We start from the raw sequence: 20,430 nt of genomic DNA on the forward strand, positions 1-20,430 counted from the left end.
TCTCGAAGGTGTCCGGCAGGTAGGCAACCCCGAGCCGCAGGGTGTCGTCGACCTGGGCCATCAGGCTCAATGGGTAGTGGGTGACACTGTGCACCTCGACCGAGTCCACGCGCATACCGGCGATGTCGGTCTGCGCCTGCAGCGCCGCCTGATCCACGGGGTACGACTCGAAGACGGTGAGCGTGTCGAACAGCACCCCGACCCCCGCCTCGGCCTGGATTTCCGTCAGGCCGAGATAGTGGTGATCGAGCAAATCGGCCTGCTGCCCCTGCACCCGTGCCAGCAACCCGGCCACCGACTCGTCGGCGTCGATTCGTACCCGGACGGGGACGGTGTTGATGAAGAGCCCGACCATCGATTCGATCCCGGGGATGTGCGGGGGGCGGCCCGAGACGGTGGCGCCGAATACGACGTCGTCCCGTCCGGTAAGTCGCCTGAGCAGCAGGGCCCACGCAGTCTGGATCACCGTGTTCGGCGTGACGCCGTGCTGTCGGGCGAACGCCAGCAGCTCGGCGGTGTCCGCCTCGGAAAAGTGGATCGGAACTTCCTCCGGGTCCACCGTCACGGTGCCGCCGGTGCGGGCAGGCGCGAGCAGAGTCGGCTCGTCGAGGCCATCCAACGCGTGCGCCCACGCGGCCCGCGAGGCGGAGGGGTCTCGGCGGGCCAGCCAGTCGAGGTATTCCCGGTACGGCCGCACCGCCGGGAGCGCGGACTGATCGCCCGCGGTCGCGTAGAGCACCAGCAGGTCCTGGACGATCAGCGGGATGGACCATCCGTCGAGGAGGATGTGGTGGTTGGTCATCGCCAACTCGTACCGCCCGGCGCCCGTGCGCACGAGCAGCAGACGCAGCAGCGGCGCGTCGGACAAGTCGAACGGGGCGGTCCGGTTCTCTGCGACCAGCGCCTCGAGTTCCCTTTCCCCGAAATCACTCTCACGGCCCGACAGGTCTACCACGGTCAGTGGGACCTCCACCCCGCGGAGGGGGATCTGCGCCGTGACGTCGCCGTCCTGCACGAACACCACCCGCAGGTTGGAATACCGCTCCAGGAGCGCAGCGGCGGCGGCCCGCATCCGATCCGCCGACACGTCGCCGAGCAGGGTCATCCGCAGCTGAGAATGGTAGACATCGACACTGTGCTCGGCGGCCAACAGCGAATGGAAATGGAAACCGGCCTGCAGCGGCGACAGCGCCCACACATCCTCGAGGGTCGGGTACGCCCGCTCCCAGACCTCGATCTGGGACTGGGTGAGCGCCACCGTACCGACGTCCGACGGGGTCAGTCCCCCACCGGATCCGGCGACGACGTGCTCGATCTGTGAGACGAGCGCCTGCTGCCACAGATCGACGAGTTCGCGAACGTCGTCGGCTGCGAGCAGTTCACCGGCGAACCGCACTGAAGCACCGAGTCGCGGTCCGGCATCGGTATCCGTCACTCCGACATTGATCTCGATCACTGCGGAAGCGCTCATCTCCGGATCGGTGTCACCCGAGAAGACGCGCGACGACGCAAGATCCGGCACCCAGCCGATCTCACGCATCTCCGGGGACAGATCGCCCATCCCGGTCTTTCCGAGGTAGTTGAAGACGACCTGGGGCGGGTCGAATCCCGCGAGAACGGTTGCCGTCGCCGGATTGATGTATCGCAGCAGTCCGTACCCGACGCCCCGGTCGGGGACCGCCAGAAGTTGCTCTTTCACCGCCTTGATCGCGGCGCCGGCCGACGCGCCGCCGACGAGTGCGTCCTGTGTGTCCACTCCGTCCAGGGCGAGCCGAACCGGATACACGCTGGTGAACCAGCCGACGGTTCGAGACAGATCGGCGCCCGGCACGACCGACTCCTCGCGGCCGTGACCCTCGAGGGTGACGTATGCAGAAGCGGCGGGCACCCCGCGCGCACGGCGCCACTCGGTGAGGGCCACCGCGAAGCCGGCAAGCAGCGAATCACCGACCGAGCACCGGAATGCCTCCGGCACGCGGGCCAGCAGCGTGCCCGTGATCTCGGTGGACAGCTCGACGTGCAGCTCCTGCGTGGTCGAGGTCCGGTCCCGCACCGGATCGAGAGCCCTGTCGCCGAGGAGCGGGTCCGGAGCGTCGACAACGCTTCGCCAGTAGTCGAACTGCGCGAGGGCGGACGGCTGACGGGCAGCCTCCGACAACCCGTGCGACCACCGCCGCAACGACGTGCCGACCTCCGGCAGGTTCGGAGCGTGACCGGCTGCGACGGCACCTCCCGCCGCAACGAGGTCCGGCACGAGGATCCGCCAGGACACACCGTCGACGACCAGGTGATGAGCAACCACGAGGAGCCGCCCGGGCCGGGTCGCACCGCAGTCCAACCAGACGAACTGCGTGAGCACCGGGGTCTCGAAGTCGAACCGGTCGGCCGCGGCGGAGAGTTCGCGGTCGATCAGCGCATCGAAGGCTTCGTCGCCGAGGTCGGGATCCACCGGCACCGTCGTGACCAGTCGATCGGCGTCGACGGCACCGGCGGGCAACACCGAGTGACGCACGTCGGCACCGTCGCGGACCAGTCGGGACCGCAGCGCGTCGTGCCTGTCGAGTACCGCCTGCACCGTTGCCACGATGTCCGATCGCTCGATCCCGGTCGGCAGCGTGAGTAGCACGGACTGCGAATACCGGCCCACCGGACCCGACCGGTCGAGCAGCGATCGGACAACCGGGGTCAGCTCGACGTTCCCCACGCCGCCACCCGCCAGTTCGGCGAGCGCGAGCCGGTCCGCCGACGCGACGGTAGCCACTTCGGCGAGCGCGGCAATGCTCTTGCGCTCGAACACGTCCCGTGGGGTGAAGACGATCCCCGCGGCCTTGGCTCGCGACACCAGCTGGATCGACACGATGCTGTCGCCGCCGAGAGCGAAGAACGAGTCGTTCACCCCCAGGTCTTCGACGCCGAGCGCCTCCCGGAACAAGGCCGCGAGTGTTTCCTCCATCGGAGTACGTGGCTCCACTCGAGCGACCGCGACGTCACCGACGGCCGGGGCAGGCAACGCCGCGCGATCCAGTTTGCCGCTCGCGTTGAGCGGGAAGGCGTCGAGCGTGACGAACCCGTCCGGAATCATGTACTCGGGCAGCCGGCTCTCGGCATATGTCGTCAGTGCCTCTGTGTCGACCGTCGTGCCCGTACGTGTGACGAGATAGGCCACCAATTGTTCGCTCGCCGCTCCGGAGTACACGGTCACGACCGCCTGGGCAACGGAGTCCGCGGATTCGAGTACCGCCTCGATCTCACCGAGCTCGATCCGCAGTCCGCGCAGCTTCACCTGGAAATCGTTGCGGCCGAGGTATTCCAATTCGCCGCGGTTATTCCAGCGAAGACGGTCACCGGTCCGGTACATCCGAGTGCCTGGCGCGTCGAAGGGGTTGGCCACGAACCGTTCGGCGGTGAGGTCGGGGCGTCCCGCGTATCCGCGAGACACCTGGGTGCCGGCCAGGTACAACTCGCCGGTCACTCCGGCAGGACTGGGGTGGAGCCGCTGGTCCAACACGTAGGCTCGGGTGTTCCACACCGGTGTACCCACGGTGACGATGCCCGAGTTCGAGGTGTCCACCCATGAGGTGGTGGAGGCGGGCGCGACCTCCGCGGGACCGTACGCGTTGAGGACGGCCGCGTCGGAGACGGCCGCGAACCGCCGCGCCACAGTGACGGACAGTGCCTCGCCGCCGACGAACACGGTACGCAGCGACGAGAACCGGGACGGCACGATCACGTCGGTGAAGACGGCGAGCATCGACGGGACGAAATGTATCGCCGTGATCTGCTCGGTGTCGATCAGTTCCGCGAGGTAGTCGGGATCCTTGTGTCCGTCCGGTTCCGCGATCACGACGCGTGCTCCCACAGCCAGGGGCCACAACAATTCCCAGAGCGATGCGTCGAACGACTGTGGTGTCTTGACGGCAACCCGATCGGTCTCGTCCAGCGCGCCGAGAGACACCAGGAACCCGAAGTGGCTTCCGAGACCGGCGTGCGAGACGGCCACTCCCTTGGGTCGGCCGGTCGAACCCGAGGTGAAGATGACGTAGGCGAGGTTGTCGGCCGCGAGAGGCCGCAGCCGGTCGCGGTCCGTCACCGGGGCGTCGTCGAACCGGTCGAGTTCGAGACCGTCCATCGAGAGCACCTGGACTCCGGAGTCTGCCTCGAACTCGCCTCGAACTGCGGTCAGGACGAGAACCGGGTCGGCTGCCTCGATGACGTGGGCCGCTCGCTCCGCCGGAAGGTCGACGTCGAGTGGCACGTACGCCGCGCCACTCCGCAGCACGGCGTGCAGGGCGATCAGAAACTCGATCGACCGGCGGGCCGCGACCGCGACGGTGGTTTCGGTTCCGGCGCCTTCGGCGATGAGTGTGCGGGCCAACCGGTTGACCCGCGAGTTGAATTCCCGGTACGTCACAGACACGTCGCGGTACACCACCGCCACCGCATCAGGTGTCCGTGCCGCCTGCTCGTCGTAGCGGGCGAGGTAGGGCCGCTCGCTCACCTCCACGTCCGTGGCGTTCCATTCGCGCAGTACGCGAACGAGTTCCCGTTGATCCAGCACCGGCAGGTCCCCCACCGCCGTGCCCGGATCGGCCAGCGCCGCCGCCACGATCCGCGCGAAACGGTCCGCGAACGACTCCACCGTGTCACGGTCGAACAGATCGACCGCGTACGTGATCGCACCGGTGAGACCGGACACGGTGCCGCGCTCGTCTCGGATCTCGGTGAGCGTCACGTTCAGATCGAATTTCGCGATCTCCGGATTCATCTCGACGGCGCTCACCGTCAGACCCGGCAGTTTCAGCACTCCCGGTTCGAAGTTCTCGTATGACAGACCCACCTGGAACAGTGGGTGACGGGCTGTGGACCGGGCGGGTTCGAGTACCTCCACGAGACGCTCGAATGGCAGATCGGCGTGCGCGAATGCGGCGAGGTCGAACTCCCGCACCTGTGCGAGCAAGTCGGCGAATGACAGGTCGCCGGAAACTCGCGCGCGCAGGGTGAGAGTGTTGACGAACATGCCGACGAGGTCCTGCAGGGAGGGTTCGGCTCGGCCGGCGACGGGCGTGCCGACGGTGACGTCCACCGCGTTCGACAGCCGTGAGAGCAGAACCGACAGCGCGGCGTGCCACACCATGAACGGCGTGGCAGCGGAGCGGGCCGCGAGGTCGGCGACGGCTTTCGCCGTGGCAGCGTCGACCGAGAACGGTATTGTCGCACCCGAATTCGTCGGCACGGCCGGGCGGGGCCGATCAGCGGGCAGCTCCAGCAGGTCGGGGATGCCGTCGAGCGCCGCGGACCAGAATTCGATCTGCTCGGCGGCCTGCGACCGACCGTCGGTCTCGTCGCCGAGAAACTCCGCCTGCCAGTAGCTGTAGTCCGCGTACTGCACGTCCATCGGCGCCCACGACGGTGCCCGCCCAGCCGTACGCGCCGTGTAGGCGAGCAGGATGTCACGTGCGAGCGGGGCCATCGACGATCCGTCGGCGGAGATGTGGTGCACCACCACGGCCAGCACGTGTTCGTCGACGGACAGTCGCAGCAATGCCGTGCGCAATGGCACCGCGGACGTGACGTCGAACCCCCCGGTGGCGAGCGTCAGGAGTCGTGCCGGCAGCTCGGCCTCGGTAGTCGGCTGCACGTCGAGATCGAGCGACACCTCGTCGGCGCCGACGATCACCTGATGCGGGCCGTCCGTCGAGTCCGGATACAGGGTACGCAGGGACTCGTGACGGCCGAGGACGTCGCGGATCGCCGAACGCAGTCCGTCGCCGTCGAGCTTGCCGGACAGGCGCAGGGCGAAGGGCATGTTGTAGGCCGCTGATGCGGTATCGAACTGGTTGAGGAACCACATGCGACGTTGCGCCGGGGACAGCGGAATCCGTCCGGCACGCGTGGCGGCGACCAGTGGGGCACGTGGTGCCGTCGGCACTGTTCCCTCGATGCGCTCCGCGAGGGCCCCGACGGTGGGGGCATCGAACAGGTCACGCAGGGCGAGCGGCGCACCCAGCTCGGCCCGAATACGAGAGGTGACCCGGGTGGCGACGAGCGAGTTACCGCCGACGTCGAAGAAGTTGTCCCGGACGCCGATACGGTCGAGACCGAGAACCTCGGCGAAGATCTCCGCGAGGTTGGCCTCGACGGACGTGCGCGGGGCCACGTACTCCGTGTCGGAGCCACCGAATTCGGGTGCGGGCAGCGCCTTGCGATCGAGCTTTCCACTCGTATTGAGCGGGAATTCGTCGACGACCATCAGCGCTGCCGGAATCATGTACGCCGGCAGGGACGCCGCCGTGCACTCTCGAAGTCGCGTGACATCGAGGTCGTGTCCCGGCTCGGGCACGACGTACGCGACGAGGTGATCGCCGGTGCCGGGATCGGAATGGACCAGCACGGCAGCGCTGGTGACCGACGGGTGTGCCCGCAGGACGAATTCGATCTCGCCGAGCTCGATGCGCTGGCCTCGGAACTTGACCTGGAAGTCGGTGCGCCCGATGTATTCGAGTGCGCCCGCCGACGTCCATCGCACGAGGTCGCCGGTGCGGTACATGCGCAGGCCGGCCGTGAACGGATTGGCCACGAACCGGTCCGAGGTGAGATCGACGCGGCCGAGGTATCCCCGGGCCAGCTGCTCGCCCGCCAGATAGAGCTCACCGGCAACGCCGGGGGGAACCGGGTGCAGACGCGAATCGAGAACGTAGACCCGGGTGTTCCACTCGGGCACGCCGATCGGCACCGTGCCGGTGACCGTGGTCGCGGTGTCCCAGTACGTGACCGAGACTGCCGCCTCGGTGGGCCCGTACAGGTTGTGCAGTCCGGCATCGGACAGTGCCCGGAACCGCGTGACGGTCTCGGGGGGCAGCGCCTCGCCGATCACGAAGACGTGCCGCAGGGTGGCGCACGAGGTGGTGGGCACGGACGCGACGAAGGCGTCGAGCATCGAAGGCACGAAGTCGGTGACCGTGACACCGTGCTCGTCGATGACCCGGGCGAGGTACTCGGGGTCGCGGTGACCGTCCGGGGTCGCCAGCACCATCGTGGCGCCCGTGTGCAGCGGCCAGAAGTAACCCCACAGCGATACGTCGAAAGTGGTTGCGGTCTTCTGCAGTAGCACGTCCCGTTCGGTGAGCGCGTATTCCGACTGCATCCACAGGATCTGATTGACGATCCCGCGGTGCGGCACCGATACCCCCTTGGGCCGACCGGTGGAGCCCGAGGTGTAGATGACGTATGCGGGGTTGTCCGGGCGGAGCGGTGCCAGTCGGTCGGAGTCGGTGACGGGTTCGCCGGAATAGGAATCCAGCGCGATCCGATCGATCTCCACGAATGACGAACCCGCGGGAAGTGCGCTGCGGTCGGACGAGGTCGTGAGCACGCAGACGGGCTGTGCGGAGTCGAGCACATACCCTATCCGGTCCATCGGGTGATCGGGATCGACCGGCACATAGGCACCGCCGGCTTTGACGATCGCGTACATGCCCACCAGCAGGTCCGGTGAACGCCGCATCGCCAGCCCGACACGCGATTCGGGCCCCACCCCTCTGTCGATCAGGTCGCGCGCCAGACTGTTTGCGCGGCAATCGAGTTGGGAATACGACAATGTGACGTCATCGAACACCACCGCCACCGCATCCGGTGTGCGGGCAACCTGTGCGTCGAACAACTCGGGCAGACACATCGCGGGCACGCGGTGCCCGGTGTCGTTCCACGTGCCGAGGAGACGGTCGCGTTCGGCGGCGTGGAGCAGGGGAAGATCACCGACTGCCGTCGCGGAGGATTCCGCGACCGAGCGCAGCAGGTTCACGAATCGCTCGGCCATCGACACGACGGTCGGCTCGTCGAACAGATCGGTGGCGTACTCGAAGCCGGCCGCGAGACCGCCCGGCGTCCCCGCGTCACCGAACCGTTCGGCGACGGTCAACTGGAGGTCGAATTTCGCCACGTGTACATCGATTTCTGCCGCCGCGACCTCGAGGCCTGACAGTTCGACGGAGGTGGGCGCGGTGTTCTGGAACGAGAGCATGACCTGGAACAACGGATGACGCGCAGCGGACCGGTCGGGGCTGAGCACCTCCACGAGTCGCTCGAACGGGACGTCCGCGTGGGAGAACGCCGCAAGGTCGGCGTCGCGGACCCGGTCGAGAACCTCCTCGAACGTATCGCCCGGCTCGGCGGTCGCGCGAAGCACCAGGGTGTTGACGAACATGCCCACGAGGTCGTCGAGCGCTTCTTCGCCGCGTCCGGCGACCGGAGTGCCGATGACGATGTCCGTTCCGGCGCCGAGGCGTTGGAACAGCACCACGAGGGCTGCGTGGGTGACCATGAACAGTGTGGTGCCGGTGCTCTGTGCCAGATCGACGAGACGCCCGTGGACGTCGGCCGGGATCGTGAATTCGACACGACTACCTCGATGCGACATCTCGGCGGGCCGTGGCCTGTCGGTGGGCAGCTCGAGCATCTGGGGCACTCCGGCGAGCGCCGACTGCCAGTGGGCGATCTGTCTGGCGGACAGGCTGTCCGGGTCGTCTTCCGAACCCAGTAGTTCGCGCTGCCAGAGCGTGTAGTCGGCGTACTGCACCGGGAGGGGCACCCACGTGGGCGCGTGACCGGCGACGCGCGCCGCGTACGCGACCATCACATCGGCGGCCAGCGGGTTCATGGACCAGCCGTCGGCGGCGATGTGATGAACCACGAGGACGAGGACGTGCCGGTCGGGCGCCTCCCGGAACAGTCCGGCGCGCAGCGGTGTGTCGGCGGTGAGGTCGAATCCGGCACCGCCGAGGGCCGTCACCGCGGCGGTGAGCGACTCGGCGTCGACGTCGATCGGATCCGTCTCGGACAGCACGCTCGCGGCGGGCATGATCAGCTGGTGGGGTCCGTCCGGGGTGTCGGGGAAGACGGTGCGCAGCGCCTCGTGCCGTTCCTGGACATCGCCGAGCGCCGCTCGCAGGGCTTCCCGGTCGAGAGCGCCGGTGAGCCGCAGGGCGATCGGCAGGTTGTAGGCGGCCGAGTCCGTGTCGAACTGGTTGAGGAACCACATTCGTTGCTGCGCAACGGAGAGGGGTATGTGGGCGGGTCGGTCCCGCGCTTCCAGCACCGGCCGCGAGTCGGCCTGCGGGCCGGCGTGCGACGCCGCGACCGCCAGTTGCGACACCGACGGCGACTGGAACAGATCCCGGACCCCGATCCGCACACCGAGGGCGGCGTTCACTCGGGATACGACCTGGGTGGCCATCAACGAGTTGCCGCCGAGTTCGAAGAAACCGGTGTCGACGCTCAGTTCGGGGAGGCCGAGGACGTCGCGGAAGATCTCGAGAAGGATCTCCTCGGTAACCGTTCTCGGGCGCACGATGTCGGTCGAGCGTGCGGCGAATACCGGTGCGGGCAGTGCGTTGCGGTCGAGTTTGCCCGCCGGGGTCAGCGGCAGCGAATCCAACACCATGATCGACGACGGCACCATGTATCCGGGAAGACGCTTCCCGACGAACTCCGACAACACCCGGGTTTCGACGTCAGTTCCCGGCGCCGGCAGAACATACGAGACCAGGCGACTGCTGCCGCTCCCGTCGTCATTGCCGACCGTGTGGGCGAACTCCACCACCGGATGCGCAGTCAGCGCGGCGTCGATCTCACCCAGTTCGATCCGGAACCCCCGGATCTTCACCTGAAAATCACTGCGGCCCAGAAACTCCAGAACCGGGGGTCCGTCAGGGGCGGTCATCCAGCGGACCACGTCACCGGTGCGGTACATCCGCCCGCCGGTGCCGAACGGGCTCGCCACGAACCGCTCCGCCGTCAACCCGGTCCTGTGCACATACCCGCGAGCCAAGCTGGAGCCGAGGACGTATAGTTCGCCGCGCACTCCGGCCGGGACCGGACGCAACCGGTGGTCGAGGACGACGAGGTCGACCCCGACGGTCGGTGACCCGATGCTCACCGTCTGCCCGGGGACCATCGGACCGGTCGCCGACGATATGATCGTCGTCTCACTCGGACCGTACGCATTGACCATGATCCGGCCCGGCGCCCACCGCCCCACCAACTCCGGCGGACACACATCGCCCGCCACCACCACAGTTTTCAGATGGTCCAGACCGCGGTGATCGAGCGACGCCAATGCCGCTGGAGTGCAAAACGCATGCGTCACCCGCTGTTCGGCAAGGAACTCCGCCAACTCGGTGCCACCGTAGATCGTGGTCGGCGCCACCACCAGGGTCGCACCCACACACACCGCCATCACCAACTCGAACACCGAGGCGTCGAAACTCGGCGACGCGAAATGCAACACCCGCGACCCCGCCGACACCCCCAACCGATCCCGCTCGTCCGCGGCGAGGTTCACCAGACCCCGGTGCGTGACCGCCACACCCTTCGGCCGACCCGTCGACCCCGACGTATAAATCACATACGCCGAATGATCCAACGACAATGCGCCCGTCCGGTCGGCGTCGGTGACCGCATCCGCCGGATACGAGGCGAGGGCCGACAAGAACTCGTCGTCGTCGAGGACGATCCAGTGGGTGGTGTCGGGCAGGTTCTTCTTCAGCGCGGCAGTGGTCACACCGATCGGCGCCCCGCAATCCTCGAGCATGTGCACGATCCGCTCGAACGGATAACCCGGATCCACCGGAACGAACGCCGCCCCCGTCTTCGCCACCGCCCACATACTCGATACGGACTCGACCGACCGCGGCAACGCCAGCGCGACGGCAGCCTCGGGACCGACCTGGAGGTCGATCAGGACGCGCGCGAGCCGGTTCGACGTCTCGTCCAGGGCGCGGTAGCTCAGGGCGTCGGTGGACGTCCCGTGCCCGGGTGCGACGAGGGCATCCCCGTCCGGGTTGCTGCGGACGGCGCCGGCGAGTAGATCCGGCAGCGTGACCGGTGCGAATCCGGTTCTCCCGGTGGCGGGCACCAGGCTGCGGCGTTCGTCCTCCTCGAGGATCTCGAGGTCGCCGACCCGTCGTGGTTCATCGGTGTCGGCGGTGAGGAACGCGCCGAGGAACCGGGTGAAGCGAATGTGATGGGCGCGGAGGGTGTCTTCGGAGTACAGGTCCGGGTTGGCCTCGAAGTCCAGGTTGAGGCTGGTGCCGGCGACCCCGTGATAGACGTTGACCGCGAGGTCGGTGATCGGACCGGTGGACAGCAGTTCGAGCCTGCCGACGATGCTCCCGAGGGTGATCTCGTCGTGGAACAGCATGACGTTGATCAGGGGGCCGTAGAAACCCTGCTGCTCGGTGGCCGCGTCGCGTCGGATGTCGATGTGCGGGTAGCGCTGGTGGCGGAGCGCCGCGGTGACTTCCAGCCGGACCGCTGCCACCAGCTCCGCGTTCGTCATGTCCGGGCGGACATGCAGGCGCAGCGGGACCACATTGGAGACCATGCCGCCGGAGCGGCGGAGCAGCGCGGTGGTGCGGGCGGTGACGGGCAGGCTGACCGCGACCTCTTCGCGTCCGGTCATCCGGGACAGGTACGCGGCGAACGCGGCGATGACCTCGAACGCGGTCGACGAGTCGTGACGGTCCGTCGCGGCCTCGAGGTGGTCGACGAGGGTGCCGGGGATCTGCCCACCCGTCGTCCGGCTTCGTGCCCGCGCGGGCGCGGAGCGGTCGACGAGGCTGTGCGGTTCACCGATCGTGGACACCCGCTCGGACCAGTACTTCTGGTCGGCGCGGTAGCGCGGCGAGATCCGGTAGTCCTCGTCGACCCCGGCGACTTCGGTGAGTGCGGCCGCCTTGGACGGTGTGGCGGCACGCCCCTGGACGGCTGCGGTGTACAGCTGCGTGGTCCGGTCGACGAGCGTCATCGATCCCATGCCGTCGAGCGCGACGTGGTGGACGCGGCTGTACCAGTAGTGACGATCCGGCCCGGTGCACAGGACCGCCGAGGTGACGAGCCGGTCGCGGCACATGTCGAGCGGGGTGGTGTACTCCCGCCGCATCCACTCCTTGGCCGCCGCCCTCGGATCGGGCTCGTGCTGCAGGTCGACGAACCTGACCGACGCGTCCAGGGTCGGATCGACCAGCTGATAGGGAACTCCGTCGACCTCGACGAGGCGAAGGAAGGCGGAGCCGAGTTCGCGGCCGGCGGCGACCAACGACTCCGACAGCAACGTCACGTCGAGGACACCCACCAGTTCGACGCACTGCGCGATAGTGACGGGCACGGCGGGATCGAGCTGCTGGGCGAACCACATACCCCGTTGAGCGGTGGAGAGTGGGAAGGCACCGTCCGGAATACGACCCACGGCGGTCACGTCACCACTCGGCACAGCTTCGACCACCTTGTCGTCCTCTTCCCACTCCGGCGGTGGGCACGACACCCACCGGCCACCCAAGAAACTTATAGTGACCTGCGAACCTGGGAATTTACCGAACCTTACCCGGGAGTACGCTTCAGGTTCCTATCGGACGTACGGTTCAGACCGTTTCAGGGCGTCTCAGAATGTGGACATATGGCGGATTTGCCCACGGGTACCAGGTTTCAAAGCACCTAACCCAGCGCTGCCCACGCGTTCCGAAGAAGTAATGGGGCAGCGGTCGGTACCCGGTGCTATCGGGCTGGCACACCCTTGATTCTGGCGAGCCGGTTCCGCAGCCCCCATTGCGTGACCTTGAGAAGCGCTTCGCGGACGATCCCGCCGCTCATCTTGGATTCACCGATTTCTCGTTCCGTGAATGTAATGGGAACCTCCCGGACGGTAAAGCCCTCCTGGATCGCCCGCCACGCCAGGTCGACCTGGAAGCAGTAGCCGTGCGACTCCACCGCAGCGAGGTCGAGCTTCTCGAGCACCTCGCGGCGGTACGCCCGGTATCCGCCGGTGATGTCCTTGATCTTCACGCCCAGGGCGAGTCGCGAGTAGATGTTCCCGCCACGCGAGAGCCACTCGCGGTGCTTCGGCCAGTTGACCACCGTGCCGCCCGGCACGTAGCGCGAACCGAGCACGAGGTCGGCGCCGGCGTCGACCTGGTCGAGGAGGCGATGCAACTGCTCGGGCGCGTGGCTGCCGTCCGCGTCCATTTCGACGAGGACGGTGTAGTCGCGGTCCAGGCCCCAGCGGAAACCGGCGATGTAGGCGGCTCCGAGACCGTTCTTCTCGGTGCGGTGCATCACGTGGATGCGACCGGCGTCGTCGTTCGACGCGAGGGCGTCCGCGACGTCTCCGGTGCCGTCCGGGCTGCCGTCGTCGACGACGAGAACATGCGTCCGGGGTAGCGCCGCATGCAGGCGCCCCACGATCAGGCCGAGATTTTCCCGCTCGTCATACGTCGGAATGATCACCAGAGTCCGTGCGCTCGGTGCCCCGCTCTGCCCGGAATCGGTCTCCGATGCCATGAGGATCCTCCCTGCCGGCAACTGCCGGCGCCTTCTCGGTACTGCGTTGAATCAGTGTGCGAACTGTGCGTCGTCGTTGCACCACGGCGAACGCGACGGCAGCGACGGCGCCGACACAGAGAAGAACCTCCGGAATCGGGCCGAGCCGACTTGCCAGCGTAGTACCGGTGCGGAGCGGCACCTGCGACACCAGGGCCGCGGGTACGAAAAGTGAGGTTTCCGCCGCCGTGGAGCCGTCGGGGCCGATGATCGCGCTCACACCGCTGGTCGCGGCGACGACGACGGCGCGCCCGTGCTCCACTGCCCGCACCTTCGACATGGCGAGCTGCTGGTACGTCATCTCGGTGTCGCCGAACGTGGCGTTGTTGGTCGGGACGGCGAGCAGTTCGGCGCCGCTGCGCACCGACTGCTCGAAAGCCCGGTCGAAGGCCACCTCGTAGCAGGTCGCGACGCCGACGGCGATTCCGTCCGCGTGGACGACCCCGTCGCCGTCGCCGGGAACGAAGTTGCCCGCCCGGTCGGCGTACGAGGAGAAGTGCCGGAAGAACCCGCGGTACGGCAGGTACTCGCCGAACGGCTGGATGATCTTCTTGTCGTGCTGCTCCTGCGGTCCCGCATCGCCGTCCCACACGATCACCGAGTTGGTGGTGGTGCGGTCCGAGTTCACGAGTACCGCACCCACCAGGATGGGCGCGCCGATCGCCTCGGACGCCCGGGAGATGTCGGCGGCGGCATCTGCGTTGCGCAGGGGATCGATGTCGGACGCGTTCTCGGGCCAGACTACGAGGTCGGGCTGCGGCGCCGCTCCCGACGCGACGTCGTCGGCGAGTTCGAGGGTGCGGTTCACATGATTGTCGAGGACCCGCTTGCGTTGGTCGTTGAAGTCGAGTCCGAGTTTGGGGACGCTGCCCTGGATCGCGGCGACGGTGATCGTCCGGTCTCCCGAGTCCATGCCGGGCAGTGTCGGCCACAGTGCGAGTGACACGACGGTCGCGGCGAGGGCGGCGACCAGACCACCTGCGAACGGCCGCGTCCAGTTCAGGGCGCCGCCCGCCCGGGCCCGCACCGTCACTGCGACGGATGCCAGTCCGGCGCCGGTCAGCGCGACAGCGAAGCTGAGCAGCGGGGAACCGCCGATGCTCGCGAGCGGCAGGAACCAGCCCTCCGACTGGCCGAACGCCAACCGCCCCCAGGGGAAGCCGCCGAACGGCACGCTCGCGCGCAGCCATTCCGTGAGCGACCAGCACGCCGCGATCCACAGCGGGGCCCAGCGCAGCCGGGTGACGAGCACGGCGAGCACCCCGAACAGTCCGATGAACAGCGATTCGACCGCGGCGAGGGCAAGCCACGGGAGGGCTCCGACGAACACCCCGATCCACGGGAGCAGCGGCACGAGGAAACCGAGTCCCGCGAGGTAGCCGTAGCCGAAGCCCGCGCGCAGTCTCGGTGCCGCACCCCCGGCGCCGGTGAGGACCAGCGTCAGCACGGCGATGCCGATGGGTGCGAGGAACCAGAGGGGACGGGGCGCAAATCCGGCGAACACGAGGAATCCCGCGGCCACCGACAGGACGGAACGCACCAGCACGCCGGGCTTTCCGGTGGTCCACCGAGGTGTCGTGCTACCGCTCATGGACGACGCTCCCCCGGTGCACCGAACGCAGCAGCACCGGCGTGGGCGCGTCGTCCTCGAGCCGCGGCAGAGCCGGGACCCGGGAGCGGGGATCGGTCGACCACCGCTGCACGGAGTCCTTCGGCGCGCTGACCACGAGTTCACCGGCATCCCACACCGCGTACGACGCCGGCGCTCCCGGGTCGAGCGTGCCGGCGAGACCGTCCCGGACCCCGCCGGCCCGCCATGCACCGCGCGTGGCCGCCGAGAACGCCGCGCGCGGGGAGATCCCGCTGCCGGGCGTGCGGTGGTGGACGGCCGCGCGCAGCATCGCCCAGGGGTCGACCGGGGTGACGGGTGCGTCGGAGCTCAGTGCCAGCGACACCCCGGCGGAGGCGGCGGCGGCGAACGGGTTGAGAGTGAGGGCACGGTCGGTTCCGAGGCGCTGCGCGTACAGGCCGTCGGTCCCACCCCACAGGGCGTCGAACGCGGGCTGGACGCTGGCGATCACACCCCACTGCGCGAGCCGCGCCGCGTCGTCACCGGTCATCATCTCGGCGTGTTCGAGTCGGTGCCCGGCCTTCGCGACCGCGGGACCGCCCAGCTCGTCGGCGACGACGGCGAACGCGTCGACCGCGGCCCGGACGGCGGCGTCGCCGATGACGTGGAACCCGGCCTGGATGCCGGCGATCGTGCAGGCGCGCACGTGTGCGGCGATCTCGTCGACACCCAGGTAGCTCTTGCCGGTGCCGCCGTCCAGATCTGCATAGGGTTCGCTGAGCCACGCCGTATGGGAGCCGAGGGATCCGTCGATGAACAGGTCGCCGCCCAGCGCGTGGGCGCCGGTGGAGTTCAGCAACTTCCTGGCCTCGTCGGCGTCGGTGACCGCCTCGCCCCAGTAGCCGCGGACCTCGACACCGTGCGGGGTGGCCAGGAGTTCACGGAAATCGTCGAGTCCGGCGATGTCGGGGCCCCCGCACTCGTGCACCGCGACGATGCCGCGGGAGGCGATGGCGTCGAGGGCGGCGATGCGGGCGGCGGAACGCTGCTCGGCCGTCAGCAGCGAGCGCGCGACGGTGCGGGCGGCGTGGTGCGCCTCGAATGTCAGCGGGCCCTCCGGCGAGAACCCGGCGGCGACGCTCAGATCCGGGACCGACCGGCGCAGGGCGGTCGAACACGCTGCCGAATGGACGTCGATCCGGGACAGATACACCGTGCGCCCGGGCGCGGCCTCGTCGAGCTGCGCCGTGGTGGGACCGGCGCCTTCCGGCCACGCCGATTCGTCCCAGCCGTGTCCCCAGATGACCGCGTCGCCGTGGGTGCGGGCGAAGGACGCGAGCCGGTCGAGGCATTCGCGAAGCGACCCGACACCGACCAGGTCGAGGCCCACGATGTTCAGGCCGAGCGCCGTGACGTGCACGTGGGTGTCGACGAATGCCGGGGTGACGAACGCGCCGCCGAGGTCGACCACGTCGGCGCCGGGGTGCAGCGCGCGGGCCGCGCGGTCGTCGCCGACCCACGACACGACACCGTCGGTCACTGCCATCGACGTGGCGTCTGGAACAAAGGAACTGTAGATTCGGCCGCCGACCAGCAGTTGGGTAGTCACAGGCAACCAGTCTGCCTGTTAGGGCAGAACGCGGGGATCACGGGTCGCGGTTCGGGGCTCCTCGTCGATCACTTCGCCCTCGAAGACCTCCTCGACCACCTCCCCTTCGATCACCTCGCCGCGACCGCGTCGGGGTGCCCGCGCGAACGCCTCCGCCCCGGCCGCGACGGTGGCGGCACGCCTGCCGGCCAGCAGGACCACGACGGGCCGCAGGGCCCACCGGGTGGGGGGAACGAGGAAGAGCAGCCCGAGCACCGAGGTGACCAGGCCGGGGACGAACATCAGCGCGGAGCCCAGCGCGACGAGCGCGCCGTCCGCGACCGCGGCACCCGGCGAACCGTCGCCGCTCGCCGCCCGGCGCAGGCCGTCCATCACACGACGCCACTGCGACCGCATCAGCAGCAGTCCGATCAGCGTTCCACCGAGCAGGAGGAGCACGGTCCACAGCACGCCGATCGCGTTTCCGACCAGGACGAGCGCGGCGATCTCCACCACTACGTACAACAGGAAGAGTGCGGCGTACATGACGCCCCCTTTCGGACGGCCGGGTTCATCGAGGGTCTGGGTCAACCGTCTGATCGTTCAACGTTCGACGGCGCCGATTTTCTCCCGGCCGGAGATATCGAAGCGCTCACGATCTAAACCTCAAGTTGACATTGAGACTCTGCGCATGATGCAGTTCACTGCGATGGGGGTCTTCCGACCCCGCGCACAACGAGGAGCCGATATGACTCGTTCCACCGTCTTCCGCCGAGCCGCAATCGTTCTCGCGTCCACAGCCGCCTTCGGCATGCTGCCTTCGGGGCCGGCGTCGGCAGCACCGGTCGCCGACTTCGCGAAGGTTGCCGCCGAACTGCAGGCGCTGGCCACCGAGGTCTCCCCCGCCGCGACCGCCGCCGTGGACGCTCTCCTCGGCGCCAGTGTGTTCATCCCGAAGAACGTGCTCGAAGTCGGACTGACCACCCCGCAGGACTTCATGTACCCGTCTCCCACCCTCGGATGCGGCGTCGCCGACAATTCCGCGACGGTCACGCTGGCAAGCGCCCAGGGCGGACCGAACCTGTTCCCCCAGATCACCGCGAACCAACTCCGATTCCAGGCCATCCCCGCCTACGTCGCGATCCCGCAGTCGTCCGATCTCAGCGTCGCCTGGATCAACCTCACGACATTCCAGGGCGGGATCGTCAAGCTCGACGACAAGCTGCCGCTCATCAACACCCCGTTGCTGTCCAAGATCGTCGACACCGGCAAGGGAACCGTCCTCGCGACGATGTTCGGCACCGTCGGCTACGCCGACTCCGTCACGTGCACCGTGGTCCCGACCGTCGGCACCTTCACCGTCTAGCGGCAGTTCGCTTCCCCACCCGCCGGCCTACGAGCCGGGTCGTACCAGGCCCGTCTCGTAGGCCAGCACCACTGCCTGCACCCGGTCGCGGACGTTCAACTTGGTCAGAATCCGGCCCACGTGCGACTTGATGGTCGACTCCGACAGGAACAGCTGACCGGCGATCTCCGTGTTGGACAACCCAGTGGCGACCAGCTGCAGCACTTCCCGTTCACGCTCGGTCAGTACGTCGAGGACTTCCGGGTCACGAAGCGGTGCCGGACCGTCGTCGAGGAACCTCGCCAGCAGCCGGCGGGTTACCTTCGGCGACACCACGGCGTCACCCGCGGCCACGCTGCGGATGGCCGACACCAGGTCTTCCGACGGGGTGTCCTTGAGCAGGAAGCCGCTGGCCCCGGCCCGCAACGCACCCATGGCGTGCTCGTCGAGATCGAAGGTGGTCATCACCAGCACGCGGCTCGCAACGCCCGACTCCAGGATCTGGGCGGTCGCGCTGACACCGTCCACCACCGGCATGCGGACGTCCATCAACACCACGTCGGGTTCGAGTTTGCGGACCGCGGCGACGGCGGCGGCGCCGTCGCTCGCCTCACCGACGACTGTGATGTCGTCCTGAGCGTCGAGCACCATGTTGAGGCCCATCCGCATCAGTTCCTGGTCGTCGACGAGTAGCACGGTGATCGGCACAGCGCCAACCTAACACCGCAGTCCCGGTGGGCGCCCGGCCCGCACGCCGGTCCGCGGGACGCGGCGGTCACGAGTAGATAACCAAACCAAGACCGGCAGAAACGCTGGCATACGCTCGAAGTCTGCCTATGATCAAGTCGGCGGCCAGTCGGAGTGCCCAGAGATCGGGGTGTCCAGATGCGAATCGCGGATGTGTTGCGGAACAAGGGTCCGGCCGTGGTGACGGTCGATCCGGAGATGCCGGTCAGCACGCTGATCGGCGAACTCGCCAGGCACAATGTGGGCGCCCTGGTGGTGATGGAGAACGACGCCGTCGTCGGGATCGTCACCGAACGCGACGTGGTGCGCCGCATCCACGAGCGCGGCCCCGACATCCTGAATGCCCGGGTCGTGGACATCATGACGACGTCGGTGTTCGCCTGTCTCCCGACCGACACCGTGGACAGTCTCGCCGAAACCATGACCGAACGCCGGATCCGGCATCTGCCGGTGATCGTGGACGGTCAGCTGGTCGGCATCGTCAGCATCGGCGACGTGGTGAAGAGCCGGATCGGCGAGCTGCAGACCGAACGCGACCAGCTCGAGTCCTACATCGACCACGGCTGAGCGAGAAGCATATGGCCTTGTTCGTCGTGGAATACACGTACAGCCCCGAGACGTCGTCCCTTCGCGACGATCACCGGACGCAGCATCGTGGGTGGCTCACCGAACTCGTCCGCCGCAAGATCATGCGCTCGACCGGCCCCCTCGCCGACGGTCACGGTGCGCTGTTCATCGTCGACGCCGAGGACGAGGACGCCGTCGCACGCCTGTTCGCGCAGGATCCGTTCGCCCAGGAAAATCTGGTGGAGAAGGTGCAGATCCGCGGATGGACACCCGCGATGGGCGAACTCAGCGAGTAGGACGCACATCACACCCAGCCGGACGGGGCTCGGCTCCGAATACCTCTAGCGGATTGATCTGTCACACCGCGATCATCGCTGTACGTGTCGTCGTCGGGGCGAAGTATCGAAGGAAGTATGCATGTCCGGGTTCCCTCTCGAACCGGCCGACGGTCACGGCCACGACGCGTTCTCAGCGCTGCTCGTTTCTCTTCCGCGTGCCGTCTGTGTCTACGACGACCGCCGGCAGCTGGTGTTGACGAACCCTGCTCTGGCCGCCCTCGTCGGGTACCGGACCGACGAACTCGATCGGGTGGACCTCGCGGGATTGATGCACCCGTCGGACGCGCCGCGCTGGTTCGGCCTCGTCCGGGATGTCCTCGATACCGGCACCGCCCATGCGGGGTATGCCCGCGTCCGGCACAGGAACGGGAACTGGCTGTGGGCGCACGGGTTCGCCTCCACGTTCACCTCCGCGGATACCCGCTTCGTCGTGCTCGTGTGGCAGGACATGACGGACGAGGTCTGGGAAAATCCACGCTTGCTCGACAAGGCCGAACGCGCTTCGGTCGACGCCTCCTCCGGGCTCCTCCAGCCGCCGCCTCCCGGTGAGTCGGTCCACGACATGGCGGCCGATGTCGTCCGTTCGCGGGCAGTCATCGAACAGGCCAAGGGTGCGTTGATGCTCGTCTATTCCCTCTCCGCCGACGCCGCCTTCGACCTTCTGACGTGGCGGTCACAGCAGACGAACACGAAGATCCGTGTGATCGCCGAGCGACTCGTTCTCGCGTTCGGCGACGAATTCCACACGCCCACTTCGTTTCGCGACCGTTTCGACGCTCTGCTTCTCACCGCTCACGAGCGACACAGCCGATAGAAGATCCCCGGGGGCGGTCCCGCGACCTGGGGGCTCAACCCGCGGAACCTGGGCCGGTGGTGCCACCGGTGACGCTTCCGACCCTGGGGC

10 protein-coding genes (1 of these 10 cut by a window edge) are annotated in these 20,430 nt (G+C 68.1%); 4 read left to right on the top strand and 6 right to left on the bottom strand.

The window, feature by feature from the left end:
* The 5 genes from ACFVJ3_RS17090 to ACFVJ3_RS17110 form a co-directional block, all read right to left on the bottom strand.
* Positions 1 to 12,280, bottom strand: partial view of a non-ribosomal peptide synthase/polyketide synthase gene (locus ACFVJ3_RS17090; protein ID WP_378453152.1) — the start only. It extends 18,770 nt beyond the left edge of the window; the window shows 12,280 of its 31,050 coding nt (coding positions 1-12,280); its start codon is at positions 12,278 to 12,280; its stop codon lies beyond the left edge, outside the window.
* 269 nt (positions 12,281 to 12,549) lie between these two features.
* Positions 12,550 to 13,332, bottom strand: coding sequence for a polyprenol monophosphomannose synthase (locus ACFVJ3_RS17095; RefSeq protein WP_378453153.1), 783 nt, complete (start codon positions 13,330 to 13,332; stop codon positions 12,550 to 12,552).
* Complete coding sequence (gene lnt, locus ACFVJ3_RS17100) at positions 13,259 to 14,962, bottom strand: apolipoprotein N-acyltransferase (RefSeq protein WP_378453154.1); 1,704 nt, start codon at positions 14,960 to 14,962, stop codon at positions 13,259 to 13,261. The genes ACFVJ3_RS17095 and lnt overlap by 74 nt, the downstream gene beginning before the upstream one ends.
* Positions 14,952 to 16,556: an amidohydrolase gene (locus ACFVJ3_RS17105; RefSeq protein WP_378453155.1), complete on the bottom strand. Its 1,605-nt coding sequence runs from the start codon at positions 16,554 to 16,556 to the stop codon at positions 14,952 to 14,954. Before ACFVJ3_RS17105 ends, lnt begins: the two co-directional genes overlap by 11 nt.
* Before the next feature lie 12 nt (positions 16,557 to 16,568).
* A complete protein-coding gene (locus ACFVJ3_RS17110) occupies positions 16,569 to 17,075 on the bottom strand; it encodes an FxsA family protein (RefSeq protein WP_378453156.1) in 507 nt (168 codons plus the stop codon).
* A 202-nt stretch (positions 17,076 to 17,277) separates the two neighbouring features.
* Between ACFVJ3_RS17110 and ACFVJ3_RS17115 the strand changes: the two genes are divergently transcribed.
* Positions 17,278 to 17,895, top strand: a complete 618-nt coding sequence (locus ACFVJ3_RS17115) for a hypothetical protein (RefSeq protein ID WP_378453157.1) — start codon at positions 17,278 to 17,280, stop codon at positions 17,893 to 17,895.
* Positions 17,896 to 17,922: 27 nt separating this feature from the next.
* Here the strand turns inward: ACFVJ3_RS17115 and ACFVJ3_RS17120 are convergent, their stop codons facing one another.
* On the bottom strand, positions 17,923 to 18,582 hold the full coding sequence (locus tag ACFVJ3_RS17120; RefSeq protein WP_378453158.1) for a response regulator: 660 nt from the start codon (positions 18,580 to 18,582) through the stop codon (positions 17,923 to 17,925).
* A gap of 177 nt (positions 18,583 to 18,759) precedes the next feature.
* On the opposite strand from ACFVJ3_RS17120, the gene ACFVJ3_RS17125 reads away from it, so the two are divergent.
* The 3 genes from ACFVJ3_RS17125 (at position 18,760) to ACFVJ3_RS17135 (ending at position 20,340) form a co-directional block, all read left to right on the top strand.
* Complete coding sequence (locus ACFVJ3_RS17125; RefSeq protein WP_378453159.1) at positions 18,760 to 19,188, top strand: CBS domain-containing protein; 429 nt, start codon at positions 18,760 to 18,762, stop codon at positions 19,186 to 19,188.
* Positions 19,189 to 19,199: 11 nt separating this feature from the next.
* A complete protein-coding gene (locus ACFVJ3_RS17130) occupies positions 19,200 to 19,484 on the top strand; it encodes a YciI family protein (protein ID WP_378453160.1) in 285 nt (94 codons plus the stop codon).
* A gap of 121 nt (positions 19,485 to 19,605) precedes the next feature.
* A complete protein-coding gene (locus ACFVJ3_RS17135; RefSeq protein WP_378453161.1) occupies positions 19,606 to 20,340 on the top strand; it encodes an ANTAR domain-containing protein in 735 nt (244 codons plus the stop codon).
* Positions 20,341 to 20,430: the final 90 nt, after the last annotated feature.

The sequence above is a fragment of the Rhodococcus sp. NPDC127593 genome (assembly GCF_042671975.1).
Taxonomy (GTDB): Bacteria; Actinomycetota; Actinomycetes; order Mycobacteriales; family Mycobacteriaceae; genus Rhodococcus_F.

Coding starts and splice junctions, on each gene's coding strand:
- ACFVJ3_RS17095 (WP_378453153.1), bottom strand. CDS start 13,332: ATGGCATCGGAGACCGATTCCGGGCAGAGCGGGGCACCGAGCGCACGG.
- lnt (WP_378453154.1), bottom strand. CDS start 14,962: ATGAGCGGTAGCACGACACCTCGGTGGACCACCGGAAAGCCCGGCGTG.
- ACFVJ3_RS17110 (WP_378453156.1), bottom strand. CDS start 17,075: ATGTACGCCGCACTCTTCCTGTTGTACGTAGTGGTGGAGATCGCCGCG.
- ACFVJ3_RS17115 (WP_378453157.1), top strand. CDS start 17,278: ATGACTCGTTCCACCGTCTTCCGCCGAGCCGCAATCGTTCTCGCGTCC.
- ACFVJ3_RS17125 (WP_378453159.1), top strand. CDS start 18,760: ATGCGAATCGCGGATGTGTTGCGGAACAAGGGTCCGGCCGTGGTGACG.
- ACFVJ3_RS17130 (WP_378453160.1), top strand. CDS start 19,200: ATGGCCTTGTTCGTCGTGGAATACACGTACAGCCCCGAGACGTCGTCC.
- ACFVJ3_RS17135 (WP_378453161.1), top strand. CDS start 19,606: ATGTCCGGGTTCCCTCTCGAACCGGCCGACGGTCACGGCCACGACGCG.